The organism is Paraflavisolibacter caeni (assembly GCF_025628885.1).
Taxonomy (GTDB): Bacteria; Bacteroidota; Bacteroidia; order Chitinophagales; family Chitinophagaceae; genus Flavisolibacter; species Flavisolibacter caeni.
Map to the genome: position 1 here is coordinate 79991 of NZ_JAOTIF010000024.1, position 12813 is coordinate 92803.

The 12813-nt window shown below is 40.7% G+C and carries 12 protein-coding genes; 10 read left to right on the plus strand and 2 right to left on the minus strand.

Translation table 11 applies throughout. The features are described from left to right. Positions 1-10: 10 nt before the first annotated feature. Positions 11-490, minus strand: coding sequence for a cupin domain-containing protein (locus OCK74_RS22295; protein WP_279299308.1), 480 nt, complete (start codon positions 488-490; stop codon positions 11-13). Positions 491-726: 236 nt separating this feature from the next. Between OCK74_RS22295 and OCK74_RS22300 the strand changes: the two genes are divergently transcribed. The 8 genes from OCK74_RS22300 (at position 727) to OCK74_RS22335 (ending at position 10069) form a co-directional block, all read left to right on the plus strand. Next, on the plus strand, positions 727-2784 hold the full coding sequence (locus tag OCK74_RS22300; RefSeq protein WP_279299309.1) for a Kelch repeat-containing protein: 2058 nt from the start codon (positions 727-729) through the stop codon (positions 2782-2784). 48 nt (positions 2785-2832) lie between these two features. Beyond that, a complete protein-coding gene (locus tag OCK74_RS22305) occupies positions 2833-4161 on the plus strand; it encodes an adenylate/guanylate cyclase domain-containing protein (protein WP_279299310.1) in 1329 nt (442 codons plus the stop codon). An 85-nt stretch (positions 4162-4246) separates the two neighbouring features. Further along, positions 4247-4825: an ester cyclase gene (locus OCK74_RS22310; RefSeq protein ID WP_279299311.1), complete on the plus strand. Its 579-nt coding sequence runs from the start codon at positions 4247-4249 to the stop codon at positions 4823-4825. A 359-nt stretch (positions 4826-5184) separates the two neighbouring features. Continuing rightward, on the plus strand, positions 5185-5913 hold the full coding sequence (locus OCK74_RS22315) for a PKD domain-containing protein (protein WP_279299312.1): 729 nt from the start codon (positions 5185-5187) through the stop codon (positions 5911-5913). 57 nt (positions 5914-5970) lie between these two features. Then, positions 5971-6168, plus strand: a complete 198-nt coding sequence (locus OCK74_RS22320; protein ID WP_279299319.1) for a DUF1572 family protein — start codon at positions 5971-5973, stop codon at positions 6166-6168. A 122-nt stretch (positions 6169-6290) separates the two neighbouring features. Then, entirely contained in the window at positions 6291-6533 is a 243-nt protein-coding gene (locus OCK74_RS22325; RefSeq protein ID WP_279299313.1) for a hypothetical protein, read from the plus strand. Positions 6534-6713: 180 nt separating this feature from the next. Beyond that, entirely contained in the window at positions 6714-7823 is a 1110-nt protein-coding gene (locus OCK74_RS22330) for a glycosyltransferase family 4 protein (protein ID WP_279299314.1), read from the plus strand. A 56-nt stretch (positions 7824-7879) separates the two neighbouring features. After that, positions 7880-10069: an amylo-alpha-1,6-glucosidase gene (locus OCK74_RS22335; RefSeq protein ID WP_279299315.1), complete on the plus strand. Its 2190-nt coding sequence runs from the start codon at positions 7880-7882 to the stop codon at positions 10067-10069. Between the two features lie 49 nt (positions 10070-10118). Here OCK74_RS22335 and OCK74_RS22340 read toward each other — a convergent pair whose 3' ends face one another. Next, on the minus strand, positions 10119-10550 hold the full coding sequence (locus OCK74_RS22340) for an Hsp20/alpha crystallin family protein (protein ID WP_279299316.1): 432 nt from the start codon (positions 10548-10550) through the stop codon (positions 10119-10121). Between the two features lie 122 nt (positions 10551-10672). On the opposite strand from OCK74_RS22340, the gene OCK74_RS22345 reads away from it, so the two are divergent. After that, complete coding sequence (locus OCK74_RS22345) at positions 10673-12280, plus strand: alpha-amylase family glycosyl hydrolase (RefSeq protein WP_279299317.1); 1608 nt, start codon at positions 10673-10675, stop codon at positions 12278-12280. A gap of 267 nt (positions 12281-12547) precedes the next feature. Beyond that, a partial coding sequence (locus OCK74_RS22350) for a hypothetical protein (protein WP_279299318.1) occupies positions 12548-12813 on the plus strand: 266 nt, incomplete at its 3' end.

A 12813-nucleotide genomic window follows, 5' to 3' on the forward strand; every position in this document is an offset into this window, starting at 1 on the left:
GGCCCAGACATTACTGCTTCTTTCTTGGATCATCTGCCTCATTGATATAAGTAATACCCCATGGACCAATGCCATGCAGCTGAATGAGCACTTTATCACGGCTAAAAGCATAATGTACAAATTCTTTGGGCATAACTGCAAAATCCCCGGGTTTAAGCTCAGTAGCTGTAGATTCATTAAATTCTTTACCAGTGCCCATGTAAAAACTTCCTTCAAGAACAGTAACATGTTCTATGGCGGGGTGGAAATGGGGACCAATACGGTAATTAGCAGGGATCATCAAGCGCGCCGTAAAGGGACCTGCTTTAGTAAGATCACCTTCTAGAATTGCTATTTGAATTCCTGCAGGCAATGAGGCCGGACCAGTATTCCATGCCAGATTTTGACTATTAACCATAATATGCGCTTCGGTAGAATGTTCCTGTGCATGTACAGAATTGAAAAGAAAAATAGAAGAAACTAAGGTAAAGATGAGCGGGACTTTTTTCATATGACCTCCTTTTTGTTTTAATAAGACTTTACCAATAAATCCATTTTTCATTGAGCATAATAGTCATATTAAGTTATAAAAATTTATTTGATAAGGAACAGATAGGCTTGTTTTCTATCAAATTGCCCTGAGGCAATGGGAGCTATTGCTTATATTTGTATACTCCGCTTACCAACTTTTGAAACTACACAATCCAACTATTAAGACTACACAATGAAATTTTAAGAACGCTTAAAATGAAACCAGTTCTTCATTACAAAAGTTATTTTTTATTTGTTGCAATTATAGGTTTGTCTCTTACTGCAACTTTTCCACGGATCTCATCCACACAGACTACATCAGCTTCCACCGGGTTCTGGAATACGATTACTCCTGTTTCAGGTGCTTTCACAGGACGTGAGGAAAATTCGTATGTAGCAGCAGGTGATAAATTTTACCTAATAGGAGGAAGAGGGATTGTACCTGTGCAGGAATATAATCCCATTAATAAAACATGGGTGAACAAATTAAAGCCGCCAATAGAAATAAACCATTTCCAGGCAGTGACTTTAAACGGACTTATTTATGTGGTAGCAGCTATGAATGGAGCGTTTCCACATGAAATACCACTGACAAAGGTTTTAGTGTATAATCCCGTTTCTGATAAATGGTTCAATGGTTCAACTATACCCAGTGGCCGTCGCCGTGGCGCAGCCGGAACTGTTGTGTATAAAAATAAGATATACCTTGTTGGGGGAATAACGGATGGACATTGGTCCGGATGGGTGAACTGGTTTGATGAATATGATCCGGCAACTAATACCTGGAAAATTCTGCCTAATGCACCTCATGCTCGTGATCATTTCCAGGCTGTGGTTATAAATGATAAACTTTATATCGCCGGTGGCCGCCGGTCTTCCGCAAGTACTAACCAGACTTTTCAACTGACTGTTCCTTCCGTAGACGTATTTGATTTTGTTGCTCGTACCTGGTCCACTCTTCCCTCAGGCAGTAATCTGCCGGTTCCAAGAGCTGGAGCTGCAAATGCTGTATTAGGTAACGAGGTTATTGTTATTGGAGGTGAAAGTGGTCTTCAACTCGAAGCGCATAAAGAAACACATGCCCTAAATGTTACAACGAACACATGGCGGAGATTAGCAGACCTACAGGTGGGGCGTCATGGAACCGGGGTTGCAGTAAGTAACCAGGATATTTATATTGCAGCAGGTGCATCGAAAAGGGGGGGAACCCCACTGGATCTTACACAGGAAGATTTTTTTATGGTTGCTCATAGCACTCCAAATGGTACGGCTCTTACACAAAGTTCCTTAAGTGCCAGCTCGGTTGTAAACTTTGGATCAGTGGTTCTTAATACTGAAAGCAGTCAATCATTAACAATAGCCAATTCCGGAACGAACCAGGATATTCTGATTACGTCGATTAACATAACCGGGGCAAGTTCTTTTAAATATGCCGCTCCTTATTCATTTCCTTTTACTATTTCTCCTGGCAGAAATGTAAAACTTACTGTGAAGTTTAAACCACCAACAACAGGAACACAGACAGCAAGTTTAGTGATAACGCACTCGGGTCAATCAGGAAGCAAAACGGTTAGCTTGACAGGAACGGGCACAACCGCTAAAGTTTCCTCTTTTTCACTAATAAATGCCACCACTAACCAGGTTATTCGAACAATGGTGAATAATGATGTGATCAGTCTTGCATCCGATGGTACAAGTCTAAACATTAAAGCCAATACTTCCCCGGCTACTGTTGGCAGTGTGGTCTTTAATTTAACCGGCGCTCAGAATAAAAACACAACCGAATCAATTGCTCCTTATGCTTTATTTGCTGACAATAATGGAGACTATTACAGTTGGACGCCCCCAACAGGTAGTTATACATTAAAAGCAACACCTTATTCAGCAAGAGGAGGTACAGGTACTGCCGGTTCACCACTAACAATAGCCTTTAGCGTTACTAATCAGGCTACATCAAGTATTCAAGGGTTGGAAACGAATGCACAAGAACCATTAATGCAACAAACTCCTTTTATTGCAGCTAAAGCTTTTCCCAATCCTGCTAATAGCGGCAGTTTTACTGTTTTACTTCCGCAAAAATGGGAGGGAGAAGTATTGTACACCCTTGTATCAGCCGCAGGAAATAAGGCTGCGAATGGAAAAATATCTTTAATAAAAACTACGGAAGTTATCAACTTTGACTTTTCGCGTGAAATGATCGCTCCTGGTTTCTACTATTTATATCTGCAATCGAAAGAATATAAAACTTCAATTAAGTTAATGAAAGAAGAATAATTATGAAGATTGCCATTCTTCTGCATACCCCCTTCATAACTTTGTATCGTGATAATCCCTGAAACTAAATACGCTAAAAGTGGTGATGTCAACATCGCTTATCAATGCATAGGAAAAGGTACGCTGGATTTAATTTGTGTTATGGGTTGGGTTTCCAATGTAGAGCTTTTATGGGAGGAACCGACTGTCAGCAGTTTTCTGAACCGCCTCGCCACTTTCACTCGGCTGATCATATTTGATAAACGTGGGACAGGACTTTCGGACCGTGTACCACAAATGCCTACACTCGAACTCCGGATGGATGATGTACGTGCCGTTATGGATGCAGTAGGTTCCCCAAAAGCAGCCCTGCTTGGGATTTCAGAAGGAGGGTCGATGTGTGCTTTGTTTGCTGCAACTTATCCGGAACGCACTGCAGCACTCATTCTGTGCAGCACTTTTGCAAAAAGGATCTGGGATGTTGAATATCCATGGGCTCCTATGCCAGAAGAAAGAAAAAAATTCTTTGATGCCATAATTGAAGGATGGGGCGGCGTTGTGGACATTGACACAATAGCGCCCAGTATGAGTAATGATGAACGATTTAAAAAGTGGTGGGCAACCTATCTTAGAAGAAGTGCAAGCCCGGGGGATGCACTTTCGTTGGCACGTATGAATACTGAGATTGATATTAGAAATATTCTTCCATCCATTCACGTTCCTACATTGGTGATACATAGAAAAGGAGACCTTGATGCAAACATTGAAGAGGCTCGTTACATAGCTGGTAAAATACCTGGTTCCAGGTTGGTAGAATGTGAAGGAGACGATCATATACCTTGGGTAGGTAAGACCGATCCCATTCTTGATGAGATTGAAGTTTTCCTTACAGGGACATTGAATCAATCTGATCTGGAGCGCGTATTGACCACTGTATTATTTACCGATGTAGTTGGATCCACCCGAAAAGCTCTTGAACTGGGTGATGCACGCTGGCACCATTTGTTGGAAAGCCATAATGTTATGATCAGGAAAGAACTCGCTCGCTTTAGAGGCCGGGAAATAAAAACAACAGGTGATGGTTTCTTTGCAACATTTGACGGTCCGGCAAGAGGAATCAGGTGTGCATGTGCCATTGCAAATGCTGTGCGTCAGTTGGGCATCGAAGTGCGATTAGGCTTACATACAGGCGAATGTGAAATAGTAGGAGATGATTTAGGCGGTATAGCTGTCCACACAGGAGCGCGGGTAATGTCGCATGCTGATGCTGGTGAAGTATTAGTTTCTGCTACAGTGAAAGATTTAGTTGCAGGCTCAGGAATTCAATTTGAGAATAAAGGCAAACATGAGCTCAAGGGGGTGCCAGGAGAATGGGAGTTATACGCTGTTGTGCAGTAACATCTCTTTAATGAAAGGCTTAGCCATTTTATAATGCATACCCTACAATGAAATCACTTTTCATCATTATTAAAAAGACAATAAAATGAAAAAGATCAGTATTAAATTGTACGTTGCTTTCTTTGGTCTGGTGACCATAACAGCAATAGGCTGCGCCAATAATAAGTCTGATACCAATCAGGTTACTAAGAGTGAGGATACAGCAGGTAACACTACTGGTGCTAATGATCAGGTAATAGAAACGCGTTTAAGACGGTTTGATTCTTTAGATTTTCAATTCTATAGCAATCAGCAGTGGGATTCCCTTGCTATCAGTCATGATGCCAATATTAAAGTGTATTATCCTGATGGCACTACAACCACCGGGTTGATTCCGCAGCATATAGACATGTTGAAGCCTTTATTTTCCTTTGCACCTGATACAAAGATCACTAGTCATCCGATAAAATTTGGGAGCGGTGACTGGACCTGTGTAGTTGGAGAAATAGAAGGGACTTTCTCTAAGCCAATGACAGGGCCAAATAGCAAAACGATACAACCAACAGGTAAGAAATTCAAACTAAGCATGTGTACAGTTGGGCATTGGAAAAACGATAAGATGATTGAAGAATATTTATTCTGGGATAATCAGGCAATGATGAAACAAATTGGATTGGCACAATAGGAAGATGGCGTCCCATGAACGCTCCATCCACATGATTACCAGATGAAATAAACTTTGAAATTGTTTTTGTAAGTATTTGCTAAAAGTTCCTTTTGCAACCTGCTAAATTTGTTTGACCTTTGTTTTAGCTTTTCAAATAATTGCTTGATCATGCTGCGGGAAAACACAACCGTAGAGAACAAACGATGTTCTTTCCATGATTTATTTAAGTGGGTTCAGTTGCTCCGAATCACTCCTTCTTTATTGACTAACAGTATAGCTCAGCAGAAAAATTTGCAGTATCTCCCATACTCAGTTCTTATCTACCAATCTCTATATACATACAAGAGAAGAATATTGTTCATTCAATTATATAAGTTATGAAAGCGATCAAAGCACTGATGGTTTACACAATATTAGTGTTCGTATGTCTGCAAAATAATTCCTGCAAGAAGGACAACGAGTTGCAGCCGGATGCAAATACATACGAAAAGCCACCAGAAGCAAATTGGGAAATCCGGTTGCCAGCTAGTCGGCCTGCAAACTTTGTCTATTTAGACGCAACGGCCGCCTTTTCAGTAAACGGACGAATTGCACGCTATAATTGGTCAAAAGTTTCAGGGCCGGCCTCTTACAACATCGAAAATCCGGACTCTGCTGTAACCAAGGTAGGGAATCTTGAAGAAGGCGTGTATCAGTTTAAGTTGGTCGTCACTGATAATACTGGACTCAGCTCAGACTCAATAAAAGGAATAGATGTAGTAGATCATGTGCAGTTTATACTGATGGATTACAAGACGCTCATTTTTACAGGCCTGAAAAAGGAAAATGATCCGGTTAACCATATTAACTTTATGCGAACAGCGCCGATACCTAATGGTTATGATCCAGAAAAAATTAAAGCTGTTCTTGTGTTTGGGGGAATTGGGGCGTTGCTTCCGGATAAGGGTAGCTTGCAATGGTTTCAAATAGCAAAAGGCGGTTCAAATAAATATGTAGCCTATTACAAAGTTGAAAACAACAGTATTGTAGCATATGAATATTATGATGTTAGTCCTTTCGGTTCTTTTTATTTTATTGCCAACGAGTTGAAAGTATTATTTGATTAAATGAAGTTAGCTTCCCCTAGTACCTTTTCAGTTTATTGCATGTGATTATATACTAAAATTAACCGCCAGTTGGCCCATTATCCTTATCATGTTGGGCAGATGGTTTATGTGGGCAAAATGATCTGCGCAGAGCGGTGGCAAAGTCTGAGTATTCCTAAGGGTGCATCGGTCAGTTTTAATGCAGAGAAATTTGCAACTGAAAAACAAAGAGCTCATTTTACTGATGAGTTTCTCAAAAAAGATAAGAATAAATAAGGCGTTAGTTACTAAGGTTATCAATACAATTTATTGTTTTAACAACTCCAAAAGAGTCCCTGAAGGTTACTTTTTGCGCGAAATTGGTATAAACAGTAGATCCTTAACCAAAAATCAAGGAAATGAAAAAGCTATTATTGATCGGTTTATTGAGTGGTGCTCTTGCTGCTTGTAATAATGCCAGTAAATCAACAGAAAACAAAAAGGATTCATTAGACTCAGCAGCTTCCGAACAAAAAGAAATGATTGATTCTACAGCTGAGCATAGAGAGGATAAAATAGACTCTGCAACAGAAATGAAGAAGGATTCTCTGGACAGGATAGATTCCATGCACAAGGAAATGAAAAAAGACGCCTCTAAGTAAACAAGCAACATAATCTTTCCACAAGGGCTTGAGTAATCAGGCCCTTTTCTTTTTATTTTAATGCCTGAACCTGTGAACTTTACTCCATTGTGTTTTCATGACCCATCTTTGAATCAGGCATAATTATTTGTTCGGCATAGGTATTGCGTGTTTGTCTTACTTAAACAAAAATCCACTGCCATGAAAATCGCACAAGTAGCTCCCCTATATGAGGCTGTTCCTCCCAAACTTTATGGTGGAACGGAAAGAGTTGTTTATAATTTAACTGAAGAGTTGGTCAGACAGGGCCATGAAGTTACACTTTTTGCATCAGGTGATTCCAGGTCAAGTGGAATACTGGTGAGTAATGTAAAGCAGGCACTCCGGTTAAATCCTGGATGTGAAGACCCATTAGCTCATCATATCGTACAGTTGCAGGAAGTACTGGAACATGCTAAAGAATTTGATGTCATTCATTTTCATACTGATTATTTGCATTTCCCGCTTACTGAAAATTTAAATACGCCGCACGTTACAACACTTCATGGTCGATTAGACATTCCTGACCTTCAAAACGTATATAATAAGTTTACGAATCAGCCCGTTATTTCAATATCTAATACACAGCGCAAACCATTGCCCCAGGCAAACTTCATAGCAACCATTCATCACGGTTTGCCTTTTTCTCTATTCCAGTGTGGAAAAGGTGAGGGTGGCTACCTTGCTGTATTAGGAAGAGTGTCACCCGAAAAAGGATTTGAACGGGCCATTGAAATTGCAAAAACCGCGGGCATTCAATTGAAAATTGCCGCTAAAGTGGACAAGATAGACAAAGAATATTTCGAAAGGGAAATAAAGCATTTACTTGATCACCCACTGATTGAATTTATTGGGGAGATCAATGAAACAGAAAAGCAGGAATTCCTGGGAAATGCAATGGCTTTGCTATTCCCTATTAATTGGTGCGAGCCCTTTGGGCTTGTTATGATAGAAGCAATGGCTTGTGGAACACCAGTTATCGCTTATCCAATGGGGTCAGTTCCGGAAGTAATACAGCCTGGAAAAAGCGGCTTTATTGTGAATAATCTGGAAGAAGCTGTAGCGGCTGTTCAACAAATTGCTTTTTTGCCCAGGAATATAGTACGTCAAACTTTTGAAGAAAAGTTTACCGTGGAAAGGATGGCTAAGGATTATCTAGCTGTATATATACGTATGATCAAAGAAAAAGAAGCGGAGATAGAAATGCAATTGCACGACAGCAAAGCATTTCCAATTTCACTGGCTGAAAAGTCAAAAAAAGCTGCCAATTAAGTGTAGCAGTAGGTAAACTGAATATTGTTATCATACTCAAACCTAAAACATTATTTATGGACCCTCTAGAATTGACTGTTATTGAAGAAGAAGGTAAATACCATATACCGGCGGATTCGGTCAATTATGATGATAGGGTGAAAGTGTTGAACCATTTTGACACTTTTGCTGTTTTGGACCGTTGGGGAGATGTACAGCCGCACGGAAAAAAAGTTCAGGGTATTTACCACCAGGGTATGCGGTTCTTAAGCCGTCTTGAGTTGCGGATCAACCATAAAAAACCCCTGTTGTTAAGTTCCAATATCCGGGAGGACAATGATATGCTATCGGTTGACCTCACCAATCCGGATCTTGATAATAACAATATTCTTGAAAGTACACTACATCTTTCACGTAGTAAATTTTTACGCAACGGTGTATATTACGAAGAATTATGTCTCGTAAATTATGGAAGCCACACCTTTACCTGTGCTATTTCTATAGCATTTGGGGCCGACTTTAAAGATATTTTTGAGGTAAGAGGTATCAACAGGACGGTTCAAACAAGCAGGCCTGAATTAAGTACATCAGCAAATACCATTGCATTTACTTACCATGGCCTGGATGGCTTAAAGAGAAGAACAGAAATTGTTTTTTCCAATGTTGATGAACCTGATATTAATAACCATATTGTTACTTTTCATCTTACCCTGGTACCTCATGAAGACAAAAAGATAAATTATTCGGTGCTTTTTAATACGGAAGAAAAGTTTTTTGCAACTGGTCAGGAAGTAGTCATGCCGGACTATTCTGATGCTAAAAATTTAAGGGTTGAGGATATCATGCGCAGCCGCGCACTTTTTCCTGAGATCGTTACTTCCAATGAACAGTTCAATCAATGGATCTGCCGTTCACAGGCCGACCTGCTCTCACTACTGACGCAAACACCTTTTGGTAAATATCCATATGCAGGTGTGCCCTGGTACAATACTGCTTTTGGTCGCGATGGTATCATTACAGCAATGCAAGTACTCTGGATCGCACCGGAAATTGGCCGTGATGTGCTGCGTTTTCTTTCAAAAATGCAGGCTACTGAAATGATAGCGGCTAAAGATGCTGAACCAGGAAAAATACTGCATGAAACAAGGACAGGGGAGATGGCCAATACCAATGAGATCCCCTTTAAAGAGTATTATGGAACTATAGATGCAACGCCACTTTATATCATGCTGGCAGGTATGTATTATGAGCGGACAGGTAACCTGGATTTTATTAAAACGATTTGGTCTAACCTGAAAGCTGCATTACATTGGATTGATCATTATGGCGATATTGACGGAGACGGTTTTGTGGAATATAAACATAAATCGGAGAACGGTCTGACTAACCAGGGCTGGAAAGACTCACACGATTCGATCAGTTATGCAGACGGTAAATTATGCGAACCTCCTATAGCTTTATGTGAAGTACAGGGATACGTTTATGCTGCTAAGAAGCATGCCTCCAATTTAGCAAAAGCGCTGAATGAGGAGGTGTTGTCAAATGATTTGCTGCAACAGGCAGAAGAATTAAAGAGAAAATTTAATGAAGCTTTCTGGGACAGTGACCTGGATTGCTATGTATTGGCTCTGGATGGCCATAAAAAGCCTTGTCGTGTGGTCTCTTCTAATGCTGGCCATTGCCTGTTTACAGGGATAGCAGATGAAGATAAAGCATGCTCGATGGCTAAAGTATTGGTGGGTGAACATATGTTCAGCGGTTGGGGTATTCGTACGTTGAGTAAAGATGCTGTCCGGTACAATCCAATGTCTTATCACAACGGTTCCATCTGGCCACATGATAATTCTTTAACAGCTTTCGGTTTTGCAAAATATGGCCTGCAAAAAGAAACATTAAAAGTGTTGAATGCATTATTCGATGCTTCTTTGTATATCGAACTACAACGTTTACCCGAATTGTATTGTGGCTTCGAACGCAGGCCCAATGAAGGTCCCACTGCTTATCCTGTTGCCTGTTCTCCCCAGGCCTGGGCTGTAGGTGCTGTTTTTATTCTTTTACAAGCATGCTTACACATTGAGATCAATGCCCTGGAAAAGAAAATAATATTCCATAAGCTGGACTTGCCTGATTTTTTAGAAAAGATCACTATATCCAATCTCAGGCTTAATGAAGGTATTTGTCAATTTGAATTATTTAGGTATAAATATGATATTGGCTTTCATATCATCCAAAAGCCGGAAGGGTGGGAATTGATCATTAAAAAGTGATTTCCAATGAATAAAGAGTAGTTTCCACTACTCTTTATTCAACAGTAATTTATTCAATAGAAATTTGTTTGGATGCTTTGGGTTTTTGCTCTGTTTTAGGTATTGTGATTTTTAGTATGCCATCTTCATACTTAGCTGCAATAGCATCAGCCTTTGCATTATCAGGAAGCTGGAAAGACCGGGTAAAAGAACTATAGCTATATTCTCTTCTGGTATACTCTTTTCCTTCTGCTTCCTTATTTTCCTGTTTGGTTTCTGCGCTTATAGTTAAAAGATCATCATCAATATTGATCTTAAAATCTTCCTTTTTAAAACCAGGGGCCACTACATCCACCATAAAACTTTGATCATTTTCACCAATGTTTACAGCAGGAAGTGAAGTGGCTTTGTTGCCAGCCCGGTTGCCCCACAAATCAATATCAAAGAGATCTCTCCATGGATCTGCATACCTGCTTGGATTGCGTCTTTGAAGGTTTGCCATAACAATAGGTTTTTACATTAAATAATGCCGAAAAAATTATACCAGTAAGACAAATACTTATTAAGAAATGTTAAGTTTACTGGCATCATCTTTTAAAGAATGAGGTTAAACCATGATGAAATATGGCACAGCAGGAAATGCACCACTGGTGGCAAACCGGAATTATCTATGAAGTGTATGTACGCTCTTTTCAGGACAGCAATGGCGATGGCATTGGAGATATTCAAGGTATCATCCAACGATTGGATTACCTGCAATGGTTAGGTGTAACAGCTATTTGGGTTACACCAGTCTTTCCTTCGCCCATGAAAGATCTTGGTTATGATATTTCTGATTACACCGGCATTCATCCGCTATTTGGAAGTATGAGCGATTTTGACGAACTGCTCAGGCAAGTACACAATCGGGGAATGAAACTGATTATTGACTTTGTTCCAAACCATACTTCAGATCAGCATCCCTGGTTTATAGAATCCTGTTCGTCCAAAGAAAATCCCAAACGGGATTGGTACTACTGGTATGATGCCAAACCTGGAGGCAATCCACCAAATAACTGGCTGAGCGTATTAGGAGGTTCTGCCTGGGAGTGGGATAAAAGAACTGGGCAATATTATTATCATGCTTTTTTAAAAGAACAGCCTGATCTGAACTTATGGAATCCTGAAGTTCAGCAGGAAATAAAGAAGGTGATGCAATTCTGGTTGGATAAAGGAGTTGATGGCCTTCGCATAGATGTCATGTGGCACCTTGCTAAGGATGAAAAGTTGAGGGATAATCCCATTAACCCGGGTTATAAGCCGGAGATGCCTGATTGTGATCAACTCCTGCAAATATATTCCTGCGATCAGCCTGAGGTGCATGATGTGGTGCATTTCTTACGCGAAGTGATAGATGATTATAAGGATAAAGTAATGCTAGGTGAAATATACCTGCCCATTCACAGGATTGTACCTTATTATGGTTCAGATAACAAAGGAGCACATCTGCCGGGTAATTTTCAACTGCTTTTTCTCCCATGGCAGGCACAGCAAATTGGAATTGCAATCGACCAATATGAAGCTGCCTTGCCGGATCAGGCCTGGCCTAACTGGGTCATCGGTAACCATGACCGTTCAAGGCTGATCGAACGCATTGGCGATGCTCAGAGCAAAGTAGCAGCATTGCTTCTGCTCACCTTAAGAGGAACTCCGATCATGTATTATGGGGATGAGATCGGCATGCGCAATGTTCCTATTCCAAAAGAAGAATGGCAGGATCCTCAGGGTTTGTTGATGCCGGATAAAAACCTGAGTCGTGATCCACAACGAACGCCTATGCAATGGAATGTTAGTGCACATGCAGGATTTACCACTGGAAAGCCCTGGTTGAGACTGGATGAAAACTTCCTGGAAAACAATGTAGAACTGCAGAAGCACGATCCAAACTCATTGCTCTGTTTTTACAAACGTTTAATTCAACTTCGGCAGGAAGAGCCCTCTTTACAAACAGGTGATTATTATCCGGTTATAACCGATAACAATACTTTAGCTTACATAAGAAGGAGGAAAGATGAAAAAGCATTTCTAATTGTGTTGAACCTGACCGGCGAACCAAAAATTTTCAAGCCAAAAAACAATCATTTACAGGGTAAAGTAATTTTTTCAACTATAAATAAAAATGAGCATGCAGTGTTTAAAGCTCATGAAACTCTTGAAGCAAATGAAGCCCTGGTCGTTTTGCTTGATGCTTAGGCCGATAATGGCAAGAATTTCATGATTATTTTGCCAATAATTTTGAGAGCTGCCAAATCTTATGATATTGAGCAGAGTAGGAGGGGAGAAGTTTTCTAAGCCCGCCATTCCCCTGTAATTTTAGTCCAGCAATCCCGGATGCTACATCAATTTCGGATCCTCGTTGCGCTGTACCCTCTGACCCTTTTGCAGCCAATCCTCCACTGCCCTTTAGACGCCTCCGCCCCCGGAAAACCCTCATCAACCTTAGTACTTAAAACCTTCCTTATGGCCATGAACCGCTACTCAGGACTCTTGCTGTTGCTGGGCCTCACCCTGGGGGGCTGCTACCCCAAAGGCGCAGAATATGTAGAAGAACTCGACATCGTCTATACCAACTTTAACCAGGACTTTGACTTTAAAAGCAAAACCACCTATGCTTTGCCCGACTCGGTGGTCAAAATCAGTGGCGATAAACTCAATGATCCCGATGGGGACGGCAAACCCCAGTTCCTGAGTGCCGCCTCCAGCAAGGCCATCCTGGACCAGATCAA